Origin of the sequence: Pedobacter sp. PACM 27299, assembly GCF_001412655.1 — a bacterium.
In the GTDB taxonomy this organism is placed as follows: domain Bacteria; phylum Bacteroidota; class Bacteroidia; order Sphingobacteriales; family Sphingobacteriaceae; genus Pedobacter.
In genome coordinates this window covers 1,698,624-1,721,417 of sequence record NZ_CP012996.1, presented here as the reverse complement: position 1 = coordinate 1,721,417, position 22,794 = coordinate 1,698,624, and the positions used below count along the sequence as shown (strand labels likewise).

The 22,794-nt window shown below is 42.9% G+C and carries 11 protein-coding genes; all 11 read right to left on the bottom strand.

The features are described 5' to 3' along the window. Window positions 1–7: 7 nt before the first annotated feature. The gene (locus tag AQ505_RS07305) at window positions 8–1,192 is read right to left on the bottom strand and encodes a glycoside hydrolase family 88 protein (protein WP_062547572.1); all 1,185 of its coding nucleotides are present in this window, start codon (window positions 1,190–1,192) and stop codon (window positions 8–10) included. Between the two features lie 65 nt (window positions 1,193–1,257). Continuing rightward, window positions 1,258–3,138 (bottom strand): alpha-L-fucosidase, encoded by a 1,881-nt coding sequence (locus AQ505_RS07300; protein ID WP_231635038.1) that lies wholly within the window; start codon window positions 3,136–3,138, stop codon window positions 1,258–1,260. Between the two features lie 134 nt (window positions 3,139–3,272). Next, a complete protein-coding gene (locus AQ505_RS07295; RefSeq protein ID WP_335337994.1) occupies window positions 3,273–4,538 on the bottom strand; it encodes an alginate lyase family protein in 1,266 nt (421 codons plus the stop codon). Between the two features lie 10 nt (window positions 4,539–4,548). Beyond that, a complete protein-coding gene (locus tag AQ505_RS07290; RefSeq protein ID WP_062547570.1) occupies window positions 4,549–6,690 on the bottom strand; it encodes a glycoside hydrolase family 31 protein in 2,142 nt (713 codons plus the stop codon). Between the two features lie 14 nt (window positions 6,691–6,704). Next, on the bottom strand, window positions 6,705–9,284 hold the full coding sequence (locus AQ505_RS07285) for a glycoside hydrolase family 95 protein (protein ID WP_062547569.1): 2,580 nt from the start codon (window positions 9,282–9,284) through the stop codon (window positions 6,705–6,707). A 3-nt stretch (window positions 9,285–9,287) separates the two neighbouring features. Continuing rightward, the gene (locus AQ505_RS07280) at window positions 9,288–11,747 is read right to left on the bottom strand and encodes a glycoside hydrolase family 2 TIM barrel-domain containing protein (RefSeq protein WP_062547568.1); all 2,460 of its coding nucleotides are present in this window, start codon (window positions 11,745–11,747) and stop codon (window positions 9,288–9,290) included. A 5-nt stretch (window positions 11,748–11,752) separates the two neighbouring features. Then, the gene (locus AQ505_RS07275) at window positions 11,753–12,502 is read right to left on the bottom strand and encodes a hypothetical protein (RefSeq protein WP_157262237.1); all 750 of its coding nucleotides are present in this window, start codon (window positions 12,500–12,502) and stop codon (window positions 11,753–11,755) included. A 10-nt stretch (window positions 12,503–12,512) separates the two neighbouring features. Then, window positions 12,513–14,066: a RagB/SusD family nutrient uptake outer membrane protein gene (locus AQ505_RS07270; RefSeq protein WP_231635037.1), complete on the bottom strand. Its 1,554-nt coding sequence runs from the start codon at window positions 14,064–14,066 to the stop codon at window positions 12,513–12,515. Between the two features lie 4 nt (window positions 14,067–14,070). Then, window positions 14,071–17,205: a SusC/RagA family TonB-linked outer membrane protein gene (locus AQ505_RS07265; RefSeq protein ID WP_062547566.1), complete on the bottom strand. Its 3,135-nt coding sequence runs from the start codon at window positions 17,203–17,205 to the stop codon at window positions 14,071–14,073. A gap of 239 nt (window positions 17,206–17,444) precedes the next feature. Next, a complete protein-coding gene (locus AQ505_RS07260; RefSeq protein WP_062547565.1) occupies window positions 17,445–18,326 on the bottom strand; it encodes an AraC family transcriptional regulator in 882 nt (293 codons plus the stop codon). Window positions 18,327–18,623: 297 nt separating this feature from the next. Next, window positions 18,624–22,697 (bottom strand): hybrid sensor histidine kinase/response regulator, encoded by a 4,074-nt coding sequence (locus AQ505_RS07255; RefSeq protein WP_062547564.1) that lies wholly within the window; start codon window positions 22,695–22,697, stop codon window positions 18,624–18,626. Between the last annotated feature and the right edge of the window lie 97 nt (window positions 22,698–22,794).

Genomic DNA, 22,794 nt, shown 5'->3' with positions numbered 1-22,794 from the left:
CAAGCGCTTACTTCAACTGATCTGCCCTTAATAAAGCTTCCAAATAGTAGTAGTCTGCATAAGAAAGCGGCACATCCACCTCAGAGTTTGAAGGTTTAGAGCCGGTGCTGCTGATCAGGATAAAGCCTTTATTAGTACCCAGCGGAGCTGTATATTTATTGGCCATACTGTTCATCATCACATTCGCTTTTTCTATATAAAGTGTCTTTTGCTGACTATAATTACTCAGTTCATATAATGCTGAAGCGATCACCGCAGCGGCGGATACGTCTCTTGGTTCATTAGGAATATTTGGCGCATTAAAATCCCAGTAAGGAACCAGGTCTTTTGGCATATTTGGATGATTCAGGATATATGCGGCGATATTTTCTGCTTGTTTCAAATAAACAGGATTTTTAGTGAATCTATAACACATGGCATATCCGTATAATGCCCATCCCTGTCCCCTGGACCATGCAGATTCATGGCTATAGCCCTGATGGGTTTGTTTTTTCAATACCGCACCAGTTTGAGGATCATAATCAATCACATGATATGAGCTGTAATCCGGTCGGAAATGATTTTTCATGGTTACATTGGCATGGCTCAGCGCAATCTTATAAAAAGAAGAATCACCACTTAATCTAGTCGCTTCAAACAACAGCTCCAGGTTCATCATATTGTCGATAATCACTGGATTCACCCATTTATCCCGGCTATGATCCCAGGATAAAATCACCCCTGTTTTAGGGTTAAAGCGAGTGGCCAGTTTTTTTGCCGACTCCAGAATCACTTCTTTGTAATGGGCATCTTTCGTAATGCGATAGCCCGTACCAATACTGCAATACACTTTAAAGCCCATATCATGCGTAGTGCCATTCAGCTTTTCCTTTTCAATAGCTGCAGAAAACTTCCTGGCTTCTTTCATCCAGGGCTGCTGATGGTTGTATTCATATAAAAACCAAAGCACACCAGGAAAAAAGCCACTCGTCCAGTCTCTTGAAGCCACCAATTTCAGCTTTCCATCTTCGATAGTCCTTGGCGAAACTAATGCTGGATTCTTGGAATGCAGCTTTGCCTGTTCCACCTCCTTCAACATGAACTCTGTTTGTTTAGCAGCCAGCTTAAACGCCTTTTTAACGTTCGGTTTCTGGGCAAAAGTACTGGTATGCAGCAAAGAAAGGGCTAGTACAGTAAAGAGGTATCTTTTCATTATTCTAAATATTATATGGGTAATTACTTATTTTAAAAAACCAACTATTAAAGAGTTACAGGACACTAAAGCGCTATAGGAATTAACTGGACTTCCAGGAGTTTCATCAGCTCCATCCCGTGTGCATTTTCTGCACTAAGTTTTAACTGACACTGTCCTTTACTCAGAGATACCTGTCCTATTTCCTGGGTTACTACACCTGATTTCTGCACAAAGGCAGGCATTTCTTGATTCATAGCACCCAGCTGAATGCGATAAGTCCCTTTCGGATCTACTCCTCCAAGATATTTCACCAACACCTTATACCTTGCAGGGGCCAGGGTTTTAACATCCCAGGAGAAATACTGTCCTTTCTCTTTTAAGCCATCTACGAAATAGCGGTTGGTCTTTCCATCCCCAAAGCCAAAACCTTTTCCATGCAATGCAGCATCAAAAGAAAGCAGCCTGTTCGTCAAATCTTTATCTGCCAGCAGTCGCAGTGTGTCTACTGCTAAAGGCGCGTTCAGTTCCAATACCACTACCGCGTCCACAGCATCCGGACTTTGTTCAGGGACAGAAATACTCAGATCTACCGGACTTAAACGCTTTACTCCTAATTTCTTTTTTGCCGGATCATTCAATAGATAAGCCAGTTTAACATCCGTTTTTAATCCTGCCAGCAATAATTTCCCATCTTTTGGCCATTCAAAAACGTGCAAATAAACCTGCCTGTCTTTTTGTGTGCTTACCCCCCATGCCGGGATTGGCAAGCCAGAACGCTGGGTTCCAAAAATCGAAACCGAGTTTTTATGTAGCCAGGGGCCGATACTATCTAAAATGCGCTGGTCTTTCTGGTCGAAACTTCCATCGCCTTTAGGGCCAATATTCATCAATAAATTACCGCCGCGTGAGCTTGCATTTGCCAGCAGGCGAATAAAAAAACTAGCCGGCTTATGACTGTGGTCATGTTTTGAATAACCGTAAGATTCATTTGTGGTAGGAATCGCCTCCCAATCTCCGGCTACAGTACGAAATTCTGCCGGACGATCTCCTGTATTTAGATAATCACCAAAATTTCCAGTAGCACTTCTCGCCAAACGGCCATTTACTACAATATTAGGATCAGTTTCCCGAATCGCCTGCAATATCCTCAGGTTTTCGGAAAATGGTAATTTATGTGGCGTATCAAACCATAAAATATCTGGATGATAGGTATTGATCAATTCCTTAATCTGAGGAATTGCCTTCTCATTTACATATTTCTGTGCTTTAGGCAACCATTCCGGATGGTTGTCAAACCAGTTTGCACCACCGATCAATTGATCACCTCCTGGATTTTTATACTCCCAATCGTTGCCAGGGGCATTAGGATCTTCCCAATCAAAAGCATGAGAGTAGTAAAAGCCGAACTTCATGCCATGTTTCTTAGCTGCAGCAGCCAATTCTGCCATCGGATCCCGCTTAAAGGGCGTCTGATCTATCACATCAAAATCCGAAACTTTAGAATCAAACATGGCAAAACCATCATGGTGTTTCGCGGTAACTATGAAATAATTCATGCCGGCCTTTTTCGCATCCATAATCCATTCCTCTGCGTTAAATTTCAAAGGATTGAATTGATGAGCAAGATCCAGATAAGCAGCCCTGCTGATCTTTTCTTTACGCATCAAATGTTCTGCATAACCATCTACAATTTTCCCTTTCCATTCTCCCTCAGGAATAGAATAGAGCCCCCAATGGATGAACATGCCAAACTTCGCATCCCTCCACCATTGAATCCGCTCCTCATGATTTTTCATTGAAGCCGTCCACCAGCCATTTTTAGCGGCTTCAATTGCCCGCTCATCACGCGCTTTCGCCTGGTTAAACATGTCTTTATCTTCATCACCGGCCACCTGGCTATAGCTATAACCCGCGCTCAACGATAAGGACAATAATAAAAAAGCCGACTTACAATTCATTCTCATTTAACATCATTTCATTTATCAGTAAAAACACCTCTTTATCATTAAACCCACCTCTTAGTCATTAAAATCAGCGCTAAAACTTCCTGCTGCTCCCTTGCAATAAAGTCGCAGGCCCTGTTAATTTCTGATACACATTACAGCCAGATCAGCGGATTTCTAACTGGCAGATTGCGAATCACCTCTTCCACTTTTGGTTGATGATCCAGCTGCTGCCAGGTTTTCAGCCATTCTTCCTGCTGAAAAGCATCTGCCGCAAATATTAGGAAAGGCTGGGCTACCGGCCAGTATTCCCAATACATGACATCCGGTTTTAAAGGCCACTTACTTTTATCTTTTACAAAAGGATAGAAATACGCTACTCCTTTTTTGATAGACCTGCCATCTGCGGTTTCAAAAGTCCAGAGGTTATCCTGAGGCGTTGAAAGAATCTGGCAAAGTGTAGTCATGGCATCCAGGTTAAAAACCGAATAACCGTAAGGTTTTGTGCGCGACAATTCTCTTGGAAAACTGCCGTCTGCAGCCATCTGATTAGGAAGCAGCACAGTTTTATAGCGATCGCTGCAAAACTTCATCAGCTCCCCATTTCCAGTAAGTTTAGCAAAAGAAGCCACCTGCATCGTAAAACAAGTACCATGGTTATTCTCTGCTTTCATCTCATCTTTACCATAAGGATGCGTCATCAGCCATTCCAGATACTCAGAAAACCAGCCCTTTACCCCTTGCAGTAGCGTTTTATCCAAATCAGCAGACATGACCATTACCCCCTGCGCAACTTCCATCAACTGAATGGTGTCGATAATGCCGATCCCACGACCAGTAAATCGACCTTTTATCGCCTGCGCGAATTTCAGGTGAGGATTCATGAGCGTACCTTCATTGATAAACCAGGCTTTCAAATGCAGCATCGCCTGTTTAGCATATTTTTCTTCTCCTGTGAGGCGATAAGCCGAAGCCAATGCGCCGATAATTTCACTAAAGCGGATCATCGCTAAACGATGCGCCACAAAGTTTTCAGGATTAGTCATCCCATCTCTTTGTATATAAGGACCATCCGGATTTTGAGGATCCGGCCACCAGTAATCTCCTTCGGAAAAGAAATCATGTGTACCGCCAGCACTTCTTGTGGACCTTGCTGCCGTTACAGTGACTGGTTTTTGCTGCATCGCCCATTTTGCCTTAGCCAACACCTGCTTTTTTAAAGTCAGTTCTACCTGCTTCCTGATTTCGTCTGTACGTACTATCATTTCCTCAGGCTGTAACCTGCTATTGTCAGCTTTCAGCTTCGCTTCATCAGCCTGTGGCCTCGCTTCGTCCTCATTCAATGCCTTTCCAATGGCTGGCCTTTGCAGGCCAACCAGTAGAAAAACTCCCATACAAACCCTCAGGATTCCTTTATTCATATTCAGTGTTTTACTTTGTCATTGCTTTAAAACTGATCTTATTCAGTGTATTCGGTTTCCCTTTCACAGCGCTGCTGATAGAACTTTTCAATTTCCCATCTTTTCCACGTTCCATTTTAATCTCACGGAAGCTATAAGCACCTTTTTCATAATCAAAACTCTCCCCATCATCATCGTACAACTGATACGTACCTGGTTTCGAACCATAATACCTGATCTCCAGATTAATCTTATCCATAGGTTTCGGGGCATGCATCAAACCGGGGCCCATTGGAATAATCCCACCATCTTTCACATATACGGGAATGCGGTCTAATCCTGGTGTAACGGTAATGACCGTACCATCACCCACGAAATCCCCAGTATAGAAATCAAACCACTTTCCACGCGGAAGGATCACAGTACGTGTTGTTTTTCCGGCAAACATTGGAGCCACCAATAAGTACTCCCCTGCCATGTATTGATCTTTTACTTCTTTAGCTACCGCATCTACATAAGGGTTTTCTTCCAAATCCGTATTTCTCACTTCTTTATCAATTCTGGAGTTAAAACCAGGTTCCAGGTTCATTGCACGGAAAGGGGGAATCCCTTGAAAATGATATTTCGCAAACTCACTATACCAGTAAGGCATCATTTGCATGCGTAAAATTGCCATGTCTTTTACCTGTTTTTCTACTTCCGGGTAAGACCATGGTTTTGTACCGCTAGACCAGGCATTGATCATCGCCATTGGCGAGAACACGACAGACTGCATTCTACGCAGCCATTCTTCAGCAGTTTTAGAAGCCCTTACTTCTGGCGTCCACAACACCCCGGCAAAACTGCTATTGATTAAAGCGGTGATAAAGTCTTCATGGTTGTAATAATCATTATAAATCACATAAGGAAAAGAAGTTCCGCCACCGTTGGAACCACGAACCAGGCCATAAGTACGCTGATTGCGCTCACGGAAAAGGTCGGTGCTGTAACGCTGAGTCAGCAAACCATAAGTCTGGCGCATTTGCTCTGCAGATTTCCCAGAGGGAAATGTGGTCACATCCGGCCATAAATAATGGTCGTAACCATCCACTTCATCAAATTTATAACCGCTGACACCAATAGCCACCTGATCCTTTTTCAACTGACCAAACAACAGTTGCTGTGCCTCTGGCATCGTCAGGTCAGGTATTGCACCTAACCAAACGGTATGGTCTGCAGTAAAAGGCTTGATTGCTTTATAAATCGGAGATTCCGGTGAAACGTAAGGATTGGTCCATAAATTCAATCTGATTCCTTTTTTGAGCATATCGCCCACAAATCCAGCAGGATTAGGAAATCTGCCCTTATCCCATTCAAATGAACAAGGATAAGATTTACTTTGCCAGCCTGGCTCTAAGCCAATAAAATCTAAAGGGAAGCCTTTTTCGGCAAAAGTATCGGCTTCCTTTTCTACCTCTTCAGCGGTAAAAAGTGTTTTCACACGCTGTGTAAAGCCCAATCCCCAGCGCGGAGGTAAAGGACCGCCGCCATTAAATAAATTGTACCGGCTCACTGCTTTTAATGGTGTCGGGCCTGCAAATACATAAAACTCCACACCTTCTGCAGGCACCAGAAACTCTACCGCATCGGAATACGGGCGGGAAGCCCAGCTTTTATCGGTATTCCGGTCTTTGGCAGGAGGCGCATTTTCACTGTCTCTCCGAACCCCGGTTCCTGCATAAACTTTCAGGTAACGGGCAGAATTTACAAAAACCCCATAACCATCTGAAGACACATAAAAAGGGGTTGGCGAATGCGTCCGGCCATTATCTTTCCCAGCAAAATGATCCACATGCAACTCAAGAATCTTTCCTCGCTGATGAACAGTTTGAAAGTTCAAACCGAAACCAAACAGCTGCTCCTCCTTTTTCAGGGGGAAACTTAAATACGTTTTACCATCTTTTAACTGGGCTACTACCTGCTGCTGCACCATAGGGAATGCTGCTGAGCCCATTTGCGCCAAACCGGCGGCATAAGGTTTGACGCCAGAAGCCGTCAATAAATTATAACTTTCAGGACGGCCAACCGTCCCTTTCCAAACACCTGGAGCAACCAATTCCCAGGCGATAGTTTGTGCATTTAAACAAAGACAACTCAGTAAAAATGCAGTACAAATCAAAATGCTTTTAAACATAATCTTTAACTGTTTTATAGGGTGTATACTTTGTAAATCTTATTTTTTTCAGTCTGAAAATCAAAAACGTAGCCCTCAGTGATTGCTAATTTTTTCAACACTGCCTTTGAAACATTCTTATGAGCAGGTACGTAAGGTTTTTTCGTTAATAGGTTCGTATTTTCTCCGGTTGCAGGCCTCACATTTAAGGTCTTAGCACCACTTAAAGGAGTACCAGCAGCATCTACCGCTACAATTCTCACCGGCTGTAAAGTCCTTAACCGGCAATTTCCTCCATTTTCAGACCTGATCGTTGCCTCGCTTAACTTTCCATCTTTCCAGTTCATCCCAATCACAAAATTCCCTCTGGCTTTGATCCCCTGAATACTGCCGGAAGACCAGGCATCCGGCAATGCCGGCAATAAACTGATCATCCCATCCTGACTCTGCAATAGCATTTCAGTAATCCCTGCAGTTGCCCCAAAATTTCCATCAATCTGGAAAGGAGGATGTGCATCAAAAAGGTTCGGATAGGTTCCTCCTCCACTCATCTGTGCTTTAGTAAGTGTCGGATCGATATAAGTAAAAGCATCTTCGAGTATTTTGTAGGCATGATTGCCATCCTGCAGTCTTGCCCACCAGTTGATTTTCCAGGCCATAGACCATCCTGTGCTCACATCACCTCTAAAGACCAGACTTTGTTTTGCTGCAGCGGCCAAGTCAGGTGTTTCAAAAACAGAAATCTGGTTGCCAGGAAACAGGCTGAACAGATGAGAAATGTGACGGTGCTGATCTTTTGGATCATCCCAATCCTGAAACCATTCCTGCACCTGACCGTATTGCCCGATATGGAAAGGATATAACTTTTCACGCGCATGGATCAATTCATTTCTGAAAGGCGCATCTATATTTAAGGCCTCAGTAGTACGGATGATGTCCGTAAATAACTCCCTGAGGATCGACATATCCATAGTTGAAGCTTTCGAAAGCTGGTATTCTTTACCTTGAATTTTAACTGTATTTTCTGGCGAAGTAGATGGACTGGTCACCAGGTAACCACTCTGATCATCTTTGATCAGCCATTGCAGCATAAACTCCGCAGCGCCCTTCATCAAAGGATAAGCAGTTTTGCTTAAAAACACCTTGTCGCCGGTAAACTGGTAATGTTCGAACAAATGTGTACTGAACCAGGCGCCGCTCATCGGCCATGCCGTCCATCTTGGTGCCCCTTTAGGATCCCAGTCGTAACCTCCCGGAGGAGATGTTTTTGCCCAAAGGTCAGAATTGTGATGGGCTACCCATCCTTTGTCTATATTGTAATTTACTTTCGCGGTTTTTGCCCCATTCACTGCCAATTCCTTCATAAAGTCGAACAATGGCTGGTGGCATTCCGAAAGGTTGGCATTTTCTGCCAGCCAGTAATTCATTTCCGTATTGATATTGGTGGTGTAATTACTCCCCCATGGCGGTTGCACATGGTCGTTCCAAATCCCCTGAAGGTTCGATGGACGGGATCCTGGACGGGAACAGGCAATCATCAGATAACGTCCAAACTGGTAATATAAAGCCTGCAGGCCCTGGTCATTTTTAGTACTTGCATATTGTTTTAGACGTTCGTCTGTACTTAGCTTTTCAGCAAGTGCATTGCCTTTCAGTTCAAATTTCACGCGGTTAAAAAGCTGCTGATAATCTTTAATATGCTGTGCTTTCAATACGGCATAGCTTTGTCCAAAAACCCCATTCATAGCGGCCAGACTGGCTATCGCAGGATCTTTACCAGCAAGTCCCGGAGATTGATCAAAACCGTTAAAACTGGTGGCTTCCGTTAAATAAATTGTCACCGCATTTGCATTTTGAACGACCAATTGATCTCCAGCTGCTTTTAAGGTTCCCTCCTCATTTTTGATCCTCATGCGGATCTCAAAAGTCATCCCTTCTTTCTCATCGTATTCCACCTGCTTCGGCTCGTAATCCCTGTTTGCGACAAACTTTGGCGCCTTCCCTTTCAAGATCAACTCCTGATCACCTGTCGCCGCAGTCTTAAAACGCAGTTTACTGATCAAGCCGGTATTGAAACTGATGGAGCCCGGCTTACTTGCCGTAATACGCATCATTAATACCTTCCCAGGAAAACTGGTAAAAACTTCTCTTTTATAGTCCACACCATTCAATGAATATTTCACGGTAGCAATGGCATTGTCCAGACTCAGCGCTCTGTTGTATTGAGTAGGAATACTATCTTTTTGATTAAACTGCAGATACAAATCTCCTAAAGGAAGATACCTGGCGGAATAAGGCCCCTGCATTTTGCGCCATAGTTGCGTGGCTTCCTCATATTTACCTTCTTCTATTGCTTTACGTACCTCTGGCAATACTTTCGGCCCTGCCGGATTATTTCCGGGATCCGGATAGCCAGACCACAATGTATTATCATTTAAAGGGATTCTTTCCCGATTTACACGACCATACACCATAGCACCTGTCTTCCCGTTTCCGAGTGGCAGGGCTTCCTCCCAAACTTTAGCTGGGTGGTCATACCATAATTTTAAAGGCTGCTGTGCAATGGCATTTATCGAAATGGACAGGGCTCCTAAGCATACATACAGTTTCTTCATGTTCTATTCGTTTATTTCCACAAATGCGGAAGGCAATCCATCAGCCTTTACGCTCGCTACACTCTTTCCTTTATTCATTTTGATGCTGATCGCTGCACGGCCGTTTCCAAGCTGTACTTTTCTGGAGCCGCGGGCAGTCCCCAAATCATCGATCAAAGTACCGTCGCCGGTGATGCCAAAGCTGACATAGTTTTGCGCATCCAAACACAAGATATTGTTCTTGTCTAACACTTTAACCCGAATCGTCGCTACCCCATCCTTTTCAGAGACCTTTTCCAGTATCATTTTTACGGGCTTATCCCATTTTGCCGTTTGATATTCTTGTGTGATTTCATCTGTAAACACCTTTCCATCTTTCTTACCAACCGCCTTTATCGTATTCTGGCCTTCCTTAAAGGTGACCATCCACCTCAACCCAGCAGCAGGAAAGTCCTGGCTATTTCTTTTTCTCTTGCCTATGCTTTTACCGTTCAGGAAGAGTTCCACCTCATCCAGGTTTGCATATACTTTCACCATTTTCTCTTCTGCAGCATCACCCCATCTTACTGGCCAGGAATGGCCATAAATATGAATCATCGGCGCTGTTGTCCAGTACGACTGGAACACATAAAACGATTCTTTTTTAGTGAAATCACGCTCAACTACCCCCTTTTGGTTCATATAAGGAACGGGATTATCCGGACGAACAGGCGTAGAAAAATCTTTAAATGGCCAGTAGGCAGTACCAGTCAGCCAAGGCATGGTTTCCTGCTCTTTCAAATGCCAGTCGATCAGGTTTACAATATAACTTTCGCTCCAGTCGCCATCTTTAGAAACACGGGCACTGCCGCCAAATAACGAGGCATCACCTGCACGCTCATCGGCACCCTTACCTTTAGTCACCAAACTCAAAGCATTATCCGGACTTTCCGAATGTCGACCTGCATGGCTATCCCCTCCCCATTCCACATGAAGGAAGTTATCTACTTTATCAAATTCCTGATTAGATACTTCTTTATATTCTGTGTAAATCCCACGATACCAACCTGCCCAGATCGAAGGCGAGTAAACATCTACAATGTCTTTACAGAAATCACATCTTCTGATCGCTGTTTTTCTGGAAGGATCCAGTACGTGTGAAAGGTCGTTCAGTTCTTTCATGAACTCCCTGATCTTATGCTGATCAAACTCCGAGAAATCTCCCGGCCAGTCATTTTCATTCCCCATTCCCCAGATGATAATCGAAGGGTGGTTATAATGCTGCTCCACCATATTGCGGAGCATGGTACGTGCCTGTTTTTTATAGCTTTCGCCACCTAAACCGCCACGACACCAAGGAATCTCTTCCCATACTAGAATCCCTAAACTGTCACATAAATCCAGTACAATTCTGGATTGCTGGTAATGACCGAGGCGGATAAAATTAACGCCCATGCTTTTCATCAGCACCATTTCCTCACGGATCTGATCTTCTGTCATGGCCGCGGCAACACCCGCATGGTCTTCATGACGGTGCGTACCTCTTAATAAAAGCCTTTTGCCATTCAGCATAAAAGGCCCTTTTTTAACAAACTCAAAGTTTCTGAATCCTATTTTTTCGGAATGAACTGAGGTCAGTCCATTCGCAGTAATGCTCATTTCTACAGTATACAGATTTGGATGCTCCGTAGACCATAATTGTGGTTTCTTCAGCGAAGTTTCCCAAAGCTCTTTTTTACCATAAAATGCCTTCCATCGTTTATTAAAAGAAACCACTAATTTCCCCTGAGGATCTTTAACCTGGAATTTCACTAATATCGTATCTATTCCATCAGGATTTAGCAATCGGGAACTGATCTTCAGTTGGCCCAAACTACCTTTTGCATCCACACTTGCCTCAGCAAAAACCTTTTCTGCGGATACCTGAGGAACATAAACAAGGTTCAGGTAACGGTACAAACCGCCATATACATTAAAATCTGAAAGATCCGAAGGGATCATTTCAAGATCCCGGGAGTTGTCCGAGCGGATTTCTACCGGGATCTTTCCTTTAAACTGTTTTTCAAATAAAGGGTTTTTACGGAAAGCCGCTACCGCATCGGTGATATCGGCCGTCCATTCATCGTAACCGCCAACATGCTCGGCTACTAAAACATCATAGATATAAACTTTAGTCTTCTGCCCCGCCCCTTCAAAATGAAGGAGTGTGCGCCCATTTTTATAAGGATTGCTGATCGTCAGCTGCGTCCGGTACCAACCCGGCCCCTGGTAATAGTTTAGATCGGGAGTAACGGCATCCTTCGCATTGAAACAATGCGGAAGAAGGACTGGCTCCCATACCGGGACACTTTCAGGATTTCCGGCTTTCACCGGCCTGATGGCTTCATAAATACCACCAAGATCTCCTTTCAGAAATTCCCAGTTTTGGGTTAAACGCTGACTTTGCTGTGCGAATACATTATTAAACAGGATCGTGCAAAAAAGGACTAAAGTTAGGCTTCTCATAAATTTTATTCTGGTCGGTAAGGGAAAACTGTGGCGCCATATACATGAACAATGGCATTTGTGGTCACATAACCACCGGATCTGTTTCTCGTTAATTTATTGATCACCAATGGCGCAAGGTCATCGTTGTTCAGAATGGATAAACTCATCTTACCCTCCTGATCAAATCCTTTTGCTCCGTTCACAAGACCCAGCAAAGAAGATTTGGTAGCCAATGTTCCCGGAGGCAGCATGGTTTGTGCATCCACAGGTGTTAAACGAAGGTTATTGAAATTATAAGTCCCTTGCAGCATCAGGTATAGAAAATAATTCTTCACATCAGCCTTAGGATAATCTGACCATTTTGTGGCTGGCCGACTTGTTGCAATCGACTCTGTACCTGGAACCAAAGTGATAATAGGAAAATTAAACCACATTCCTCCAGTCACCTTATTCGTTTTGGCATCCCAAACACGGATGGCATCATTGTGAAGAAACATGAAAGTCATGCCCTGTTTTTCATAAGCGGCAAGGTCGATCTCTGCATATTCCAAACCCTTTCTCATCCATTTAAAAACCGTATCGTTCAGGTTAGTCGGACTTTCATAAGAACGGTCTTCTAAGAACTTCCTAGCCGAGATATGAATGTTCGGATCCAGTGTTTGAGGATTATAATCATATTTCTTTTGTAGTTCCATATCGAACAACGTGCATCCTGTTAATGGAAGCAGCAATAAGAAGGCGTACCTTTTCAGTAATCTATTGATCTTATTCATTGTCTGTTGATTAATCGGTGTAACCAGGATTTTGGTTTAATTTAGAATTAGAGTTCAGCACATTTCTATGCAATGGCCAGTAGACTTTATTTTCAGGATTCAAAAACCCTGGGGCATCTATATTTCCGGCAGCCGTTTGTCTTCGCTTAAGAATCGGATCCATCACTGTTTTGACATGATTGGTACGAACCAGGTCGAACCATCTTTTACCTTCGCCAAATAACTCAAGCTGTCTTTCGTTCAGGATGGCATTCTCCATTGCCACCTGATTGGATACTAAAGGATCTGTAGACAGGTACTCCGGAACCACTGCACGCTTACGAACATAATTTAAGTATTTTAACGCATTTGGTAAATCACCAGTTGCATTCAGTGCTTCCGCATACAATAGATAAATATCACTCAGGCGATACATGGTCAGATAAACTGGCAGCAATTGGTTGCTGGCTGGCCATGGATCTGCAGCAATAGGATTGGCAGCCGTTGGGTACCATTTCACAAAACGATCCCTGTTTGGTTTCGTCCCTCCAAAAAATACATCTGCTGTCTGTCTTGGTCTGATATCTGTAGTTCTGGTTGTGGCTGATACTTGTGGCTGAAACCAGGTGGCATAAATGCCCTCATCAATAGAAATCTGTTTGTTATTAGAAGTCCAGGAGGTCTGCATACAGGCACAGCCGTTTTTCTGGTAATCCCAGTGGATGCTCCAGATGGATTCCATGCTGCTTGCAGGTGCGGTAAATATATTTTTCCATGTCGCAGAAGGCTGTAAATTCAACTCACTGGCGCCAGTATATACTGCTCCGGTAGGCCCTTTAGCTGCAAATAAAAGTTTGATCCATTTGATGGCATTTGGATAATCTTTCTTCCACATGTACACATCAGCCATAGTAGCGCAGATCGCTGCTTCACCAATATTGAACACTACAGGTTTGTCGCCTTTTTTGACCAGGTCATAGGCTTTCTGGAGATCAGGAATGATCACTTCATTGATCACCCTATCTTTAGCAACCCGGGGTTCTTCGGAAACAGCATCCAGACTTTCAAAAGGTTCCAGTCTGATCACTGCATCGCCCCAAACCCTAACCAGGTAAAAATAACTCATGGCACGCATGGCATAAGTTTGGGAAAGGTAGCTGTTCACCATCGCTGGCGTAAGCAGTGGGTCCAGATTTGCGGTCAGCGGAATATATTTAATATTATTATTGGCTCTGCCGATGACTGAATATAGCCCGGTCCAATCCGAAAATTGATTGGTAGGCGTTAAACTATTCAGCACCACCTCATCCACAAAATCTTTAGTATAGATCAGAAACCTGTCGAAATTGTCAGAACGGTATTCTCCCCAATACATATATTTTTCTGTGTACTGGTCCTTGCCCACCATTTCCTGCTGAAAGCCAGAATACATCCCTGCAACTGCAGCTTCCACATCATATCTGTTTTTATAAAAATCCGCTAAGGGTACCTGATTGAAAGGTCTTTCATCTAAAAACTTTTTACAGCCACCCAGTAACAACGCTGCGCCTAAAGCAGACATCGCGATTATCTTTTTCATCATCATCTTATTAGAAATTAACATTGATACCTAAACCAAACTCTCTTCTTCTTGGATATTTACCAACGTCATCACCCGGGGTTAAAGGGTTGTTGGTGCTAAACTCAGGATCATAACCGCGGTAATTGGTCCAGGTTAATAAATTGGTACCATATACATAGGTACTGATCCTTCTCATGCCAACGGTTTTTGACCATTTTTCATTGAGCTGGTACGACAAGCGTGCGCTCGATAACCTAAAGAAAGAAGCATCTTCTACATACAAACTGTTCTGATTAGTTTTCAGATTTCCACGGTTATTCTTCTCGATGTAATAAGGGTATTTGGCAATATCACCAGGTTTTCTCCAGGAATTGTAAACCATATCCGGAGATCCGGCACCAGTATTGGAAGGGTTATTCTGTGTTTGTAAAAGGGTATTGTATACCTCGCCACCAAATGAACCATTGAAAGTAAAGGACAATGATATATTTTTATAACGGAAATTGTTCGTCACACCCAGATAAAAATCAGGAGTAGCATTGCCCAGAATCTGACGATCTTCATCGTCAATTACCCCATCCGCTTTTACCTCTTCCCACTCTGCATCACCACCTTTAAGCTTACCATCCGGTGCCCTTTTACTCAACACATTTCCAGTATATGGCTGTCCGTTTGAAGTATAAACGGGTTTACCATTCTCAATTTTAGGCTGTCCATTCTCTAACACTAAGGTTAGTTTTTTCCAGTTTTCATCATAAGCATTCGATTCATTCCATTGGTATACACCCAGGTTTTTCCAACCATAGAAGTTACCAATTTTACCACCCTCTTCTACATACCATTTATTACCCACAAAGAATGGAATACCACCTGCGAGTTTCTTTATTGTTCCGCGCTCAAAGGTGATGTTACCCATGATGCTCCATTCAAAATTCTTTGTAACTACTGGTGTTCCGGTGGCCACAAACTCAAAACCTTTTGACTGTATGGTGCCAACATTTACCAGCACCGTACTGTATCCTGTTTCTTTAGAAAGTTCTCTTGGGTACAATAGGTTACTGGTTTCCTTCACGTAATAATCAGCGGTGATGCCTAACCTTCCCTTGAAGAAACTCAGGTCCATTCCAATATTGTTCTGTGTAGTGGTTTCCCATTTGATATAAGGATTACCGAAGTTTGAAACCGGTACCGCAGCACCAATACCGTTATAGTTTCCTGCAAATCCGAATTTGGTATAAGACTCGTAATCTCCGATTTTATCATTTCCTAGCTGACCAAAACTGTAACGAAGCTTTGCGTCTTCCAAGTAAGGTTTTGCGAAGTTCATGAATTTCTCATCAGAGAAACGCCATGCTGCAGAGGCAGAAAAGAAATCACCCCAGCGATTTTCTGATCCGAATCTGGAAGATCCATCTCTACGATAGGTTCCCTGTAAAATATAGCGCCCTTTATAGTTGTAGCCTAATCTACTAAAAATAGAAGCCGTAGAATTTGCCGTTCCGTCTGTATAACTTTTAGAAGCCGTCAGGTAATCAGGAAGCGTTACAAAAACTGCTTCATTTACACTGTTTTGATACTCTGTATGGATGCGGTCAAACTTCCTTCTGTCGGCACTAAAACCCAGCAAAGCAGAAAAAGCATGGTCAGTCGCCACGGTTCTGTTGTAATTCACAAAAGCCTGATATTCATATCTGAACGTTTTATTCATCTCATTTTTACCAGAGTTCTGATCTTTATTTGCGGAGATGATCCTTGGGGAGAAATACATACTCTGCGCATTATCGAGTTTTGCGTTAAATAAAGTCGTAAATTTCAGATCTTTCGTGAAGGAATAATCCAGCTGATTGTTCAATTGTGCAGAATACACTTCTTCTTCATCCCGCTCATATAAAGCCTGGGCAATTGGATTCCTTTTTGAAGCAATATAACTGGTTAAAGTTCCGTCAGGATAGTAAAGTAAGGAATAAGCAGGTCGGTCTACGACAACCTTTATTGTATTTCCCACTGGAATTGCATTTCCTTTCGACCAGCCGAAGGATACATTATTCGAATACTTTAATTTTGGGGAGATCTGATAGCCGATGTTTATCCTCGACTGCAGACGTTTTGCCCAGCTGTTCTTAATGATAGATTGATCATCCAGGTAATTTAAACTGGTATAATAGTTCAATCCTTTTTGGGCACCACTAATTCCCAGTTTAACTTCTTTCTTTTGAGCCAGGTTACCTAATAAGATATCCTGCAAATCATTATCTGCATTGAAACTTGGATTCAGGGAGTCTGTGGCATTCGTTCTGCCTTGAATCGCTCTGAATGCACGTACTTCCGCAGAATTACTGATGGGAATGCTATGTGCCAAACGACCAAATACATGGTTATAGGTCACGTCGATGGAAGGTTTTCCTTCCTGTCCTCTTTTGGTGGTAATTAAAATTACACCGTTAGCCGCACGTGAACCATAGATGGAAGCTGATGCCGCATCTTTCAATACTTCTATATTGGCCATATCGGCAGGATTGATATTCGCACCGTTCTCGTCGATCACCCCATCTACTACATATAAAGGTCCATTTCCACCATTCAAAGTAGAAGTACCGCGAATCTGGATAGAACCTGTAGCACCTGGAGCACCACCACCATCATTCACAATTAAAACCCCTGCTGCCTGGCCTTGCAAAGCATCAAAAAGGTTAATTGGCTGACGTTCTTTAATTGCCTTTTCATTCACAGAGGAACTGGCACCGGTAAGGTCTTTCTTTCTGGCTACCCCGCCATAACCGGTTACGACAATCTCTTCCAGATCAGAGAAATCTTCTTTCAGGCTGATGTTTAACGTAGTTTTAGTGCCTACTGTGGCTTCCTGAGGCATAAAGCCGATATAGCTAAATACCAATACCGCTGATGTACTAGGTACGGTAATGCTGTAGAGGCCATCGCCATTGGTAGAAGTACCCGTTGATGTCCCTTTAATTTTGACGCCCACCCCTGGAAGCGGCACCCCTTTATCATCCTTCACTACGCCTTTTACTTTAATTGTTTGTGCATACGCGGAGGGGGAAAATAACATCCCGATGGCTAGTAAAATGATGACGCCAACCTTCCTGATCGTGCACACTTTCCATTTGTTAGACAAATAGAGGTTCATAGTATAAATTTCCTTCATACTTCAGTTTTAAAAATGAGTAAATACTTTAATTGATCTTCAGCTAATTATTCCGGGAATCCGGTCATCGTGCTGGTCAGGAGCGCAAAGCCATATATCTCCTATGGCGCTTTGTAGTAGTGGTGGTCATTTTCATTATTATTCGTTTAAGTTTATTTTGGTTAATCTAAGGGACGGATTATTTTTTAGGAATCAGTCGGTTGGTTTGGCGTAGTTGTCAACAGAATTGGCTTGCTGTTTTAGTTGATATATTCAGTTACAAATTCCCGTTGGTAACAGAGGGGGCTTTTCCCGGTTACCTTTTTAAAACACTTATGGAAACTGGCAAAATTATTAAAGCCACTGTTGTAGCAGATTTGTTTAAGGTTGAGGTGAGCTTCAATCAAAAGCTTGCAGGCCTGCCCTACTTTGATCTCTGTTAGAAATTGAGAATATGTTTTTCGCGTGCGCGATTTAAAATAACGGCAGAAAGAATTAGGGCTGATCTTGGCTACATCGGCAATTTCCTCCAGACAGATCTTATTCCTGAAATTGGCATAAGTATATTCATAGATGTCACTGATGCGATCTTTCTCTACCTGTTCCAGGTCGTACTGAAAACCAACGGAAGCCAGCGTTTCCAACTCACTGCATTTAGCGATTTCCAGTAAAGCCTGCATCAGCATGATGATTCTTTCCGTTCCTTCAGCTTCCAGCATGCGCGTAAGTAATGCCGCTACTATTTCTTTATTTTTGCCGGTCACCTTCACGCCTCTTTTGGATTTCTCCATCACATCTTTTAAGGCTTTATTTTCCGGCAGGTTCAAGAAGAAATCTCCCCAAAGGTCTTCGCTAAAATGAGCGACCTTTACATCTGCAGTACCGCTCTTTTCGCCACCTTCAAAATAGGCATCTTCAAATCTCCAGTAATGCGGCAAATGCGCACCTACCAGAATGATGTCTCCCGAATCAAAAGATTGAATGTTATCCCCGATAAACTGCATTCCCTTACCTTCATTAAAATAAATCAATTCCAGCTCCTGGTGGTAATGCCATTTATTGTTGACAAATGGTTCGACATCCTGTCTGACACTAAATGATTGAGCAGGAGCCATCGATACTTTTAGTAATTGTGCTTTCATAATCAATAGTTATTTAGTTAGAATCCTAGAGGCGCTACCAGCACATTTATTTGAAATACGGGGGAATACAATCGCCTCATGAACCTTGCAAATGCAAGTACATAACAGCGATGAGGAATCCTGGTAAATGTTTCCAAAAGCGGAAAATACAGGACAAGAAATCATAGAATACTCGTTCATCAGATCAATTGGTCTTACAGATAAATTATACTTGGTTTTGCTAATGTAGCGCTCCTGCGCATCTCTGAGGGGGGAAATTCTTAATTATAAAGGGGGAAATTCTTAAATAAGCAGTGATTATTCCTCTAATGCATAATCAGAAGGGGTTCTGCCAAACTGTTTCACAAACTCTTTACTGAAATATTTGGGGTCACTAAAACCTACGAGGTAGGCCACTTCATAAACGGTGTATACCTTTTGACGGAGCAGTTGGGCTGCTCTTTTCAGCCGGACAGATTTAATGAAATTATTAACGGTGAGGCCGGTCAGCACTTTAATCTTTTTATAAAGGATGGGTGTACTCATCCCTAAATCTGAGGCCAGGGTGTTGACGCTAAACTCCGATATCGTAAAGTTATTTTCAATCAGTGTCATTACTTTATTCAGGAATTCTTCATCTGAGGACTCAATTAAAATATTGGCAGGCTGCAGGGTAATCTGCTGACTAAACTTTCGCCTCATATTGGCCTGCAGCATGAGCAGGTTCGAGATGGTCAGCTGCAGGCTGCTGATGCTGAAAGGTTTGGTGAGGTAAGCCTCTGCCCCGGTTTTCAAGCCATTCACTTCATGGATATTTCCAGTTCTTGCAGTTAACAGGATAACTGGAATATGGCTGGTTCTGACATCGGTTTTCAGCGTCCGGCATAGTTCCAATCCGTCCATCACCGGCATCATCACATCACTGACGATCAGGTCAGGGATTTTATCAATCGCGATTTGCAGTCCTATTGCACCCTGCTCTGCTTCTAAAACGATATAAAACGGTCGTAAGAATTGTACGATAAAGTCTCTCACCTCATGGTTGTCTTCTACAATCAAAATCGTCACCTGCTCTTCTGGATCTCCATTTTCCGCTGCTGGCAGGTAGGGGCTTTGCTCTAGTGCTGATGTGTCGGCTGCCAGATAATGTGCCGGGTTTTCGCTATTCAGGAAGTCCTGTACTAATTCTTCTTTTGAAAAATGTGCCTGTCCTAATTTCAGTTTCAAGCAGAAACAAGTACGGATACCCGCTTCCGGAATGTCTTTTTGTTCCGCTAAAAATAGGCTGCCATGGTGCAGTTCTGCTATCTTTTTAGAAAGGGCAAGGCCTATTCCCGTACCGCTGTTTCTGGAAAGCGGATCTTTTACCTGATAGAAATTGGTAAACAGCTTATCCCTGCTTTCTTCTGGAATCCCTTTCCCATTGTCACAGGTACGAATTTCTACAAAACCATCTGGTGTTTTTAAAACGGATAATCGGATCATCCCTCCTTCTGGCGTACATTTAAAGGCATTTGATAAGAGGTTGTACAGCACTTTCTCCAGCTGTTCATTGTCAAAATAAACCTCAATTTCGGCTTCATCGGATAAAAACTGATAATCGATATGTTGTTTAATCGCCAGATCCGTAAAAGAAAGATAGATTTCCTTGGCAAAACTGACAATATTCCCCGGCGAAATGTTAAGGCTCAACTTTCCGGATTCTGCCTTTCTAAAATCCAGCAGTTCATTCACCAGCCTGGTGAGGCGTCCAGCATTTCTCCTTACCGTCAATAATTTTCTATTTAATACCGGTGATTCCTGAGTTTCATGGATCAGCGTTTCTAAAGGCCCTTCAATCAAGGTCAGTGGTGTCCTGATTTCATGGGAAACATTGGTAAAGAAATCTAGTTTCATTTGATACACATCTTGTTCTCTTTTCAGGAGCGCCCTGATCCAAAGGAACCTGGAGAACAAAAATAGCATCCCCAGGAAAGCGGACATATAAATCAGGTAGGCCCACCAGGTTTTCCAGAATGGCGGATTCACATGAATGAGCAGTTTAGTAGGCACCGGATTCCAGACCCCATCATTATTAGAGCCACGGATCAATAAAGTGTAAGTGCCCGAAGGTAAATTGGTAAAGGTGGCGGAAGGACTGCTCACATAATTCCAGTCCTTTTCAAAACCTTCCAGTTTATAAGCATATCTGTTCTTCTCCGACTTGATATAATTGAGCACGGCAAAGTCTACCGTGAAAATATTTTGATGGTAAGAAAAGGTAAGCTCTTTGGTGAGGCTGATATTTTCTTTCAGCAACTGCGTCTCATCATTGATCGTGATGGGCTTATTGAAAAGTTTCAGACGTGTAAACACCACTTTCGGCACGCGGTTATTGTCTTTAATCTGATCCGGGAAAAAGCTGACCATGCCATTAAATCCACCGAAGAAAAACTCTCCTTTACTGTCTTTAAAGAAAGAATTATAATTGAATACATTCCCTGGAAGGCCATCCCTTACGGTATAAGTTTTAAAAGTCTTGCGGTCAAATTTCGACAAGCCATTGTCAGTACTGATCCAAAGATTCCCTTTATCATCTTCCAGCATCCCCAGCACTACATTACTCGGCAAACCATCTTCCTTTTTAAACGAACGGATCGTTTTATTTTTAGGCAGGTAACGAATCAGGCCGGACTCATAACCTCCCAGCCAGATATAACCACGGGAATCCTCTTGTACAAAGTTAATATCGTTGAACAGCATCCGTTCCTCACTATTTTTAAACTTCCTCACCTTAGTGGAATTTGGCTCCAGAATATAGGTTCCAGAATTACAGCAGATCCAGACATTATTTTTTGAATCCTGAAATAAGTACCGTACTACTTTTAAATCATGTTTGTCATTGATCCCCGAAAAGGGAGAAAAGTTATCTGTTTTTTCATTGTAGAGAAAGAGTCCATTGGCACGGGTTCCGATCCAGAAACGCTGCTGACGATCGTGTAATAAGGCTACAATCCGATTGGAATTTAAAGCGGTTGGGTCTGTAGGATTTGGCTCATAATGGCGGAAATTTTTCGTTTCCGGCAAGTACAGTTCTAGCCCTCCTTCGTAAGTACCCACCCAGACTTTTCCCTTATGGTCGATAGAAACAGCTTTGACCAGTGTAGAGCTGAGCGAAGAAGGATTTTCAGGGTCATGTCTGAAACTCGTAAACTTGCCCGAAGCCCGATCGTAATAATTGAGGCCCTCCGCTTCTGTTCCAATCCAAAGATTATGCTTCGAGTCTTCTACTATCGAACTGACTACATTACTGCTGAGCCCATTCTCTCCAATCTTAGATTTATATTCGCGGAAAGGGGTAGAATTGACATGGTACACATTAACACCGCCGTAATAAGTTCCCACCCAGATGGAACCGGCGGCATCCTGCATCAGGTCGTAAATGGAATTCTGATTTAAACTGGAAGGGTCATCTGGAAGGTGGTTCAAAACCTTAATCGCATAATTATCTACGTCGATGATATTGATGCCATTTAAGGTAGATACCCATAATTTTCCGTCTTTTGCCAGCATCATTTTACGGATCACATTACTGCTGATGCTATTGGGCTGCCCGTTCTTAAAACGGAAATGCTTAAAAGTACCAGTGCTGCGATCCATTAACTCCAGCCCGCCGCTATGCGTCCCAATCCATAAGTTGTGCCGATGGTCTTCCAGAATAGAACTGATGTCGTTATCACTCAAACTTTCCGGTTTGGTCCTATCGTGTACATAGGCACGGCAAACATATTTACCGTTTTTTAAAACCATACTAATCAGCCCCTGAAGTGTGCCCACCCACATCACATTGTTGTGATCCTGATAAACAGATTTAACCAGATGGTGCACCGGACCTTTTTGCGGATCACTGGAAGTCATGAAGCGCTCAAACTTATCCGGAGCGACTAGTTTATTCAAACCACTATCCGTAGCTACCCAAATAAAACCTTGTCGGTCTTCGTAAATGCTCCTGATGATGTTATGACTAATGCTGTTTTTTTGTTTGTTATGGTGCTGAAAGCGCTTAAAAGAATTAGTTTTTGGCAGATACAGATTGAGTCCTTTTTGCGTTCCTACCCAGACATTTCCTTTGCTATCTGTGAGCAGCGCATTGATGTTCATGCTGCTCGTTAAAGAACTACTGTCGTTTTTATGGTATTTATAAATCTCGAAATTCTGAGTATTGAACTTATTTAGTCCGTCTTTAGTGCCAAACCACATAAAGCCAAGACTATCCTGAGTAATAGATAACACACTGCTTTGCGACAATCCATTTTCCACTGTCAGGTGATTAAAGCTAATGCTTTTTTGTTGCGCAGTAACCCCGATGCAGGAAAACAGCAAGCCCAGAAGCAGGAGTTTAAAGTGGTTCATTTTATGGTTATCTCACAATATACTGCTGCTTACAGCAAGATATTGTAGTATTTGGTCGGGGGTAAAAGTATATAAAAAATACCTTACCGACCTAAAA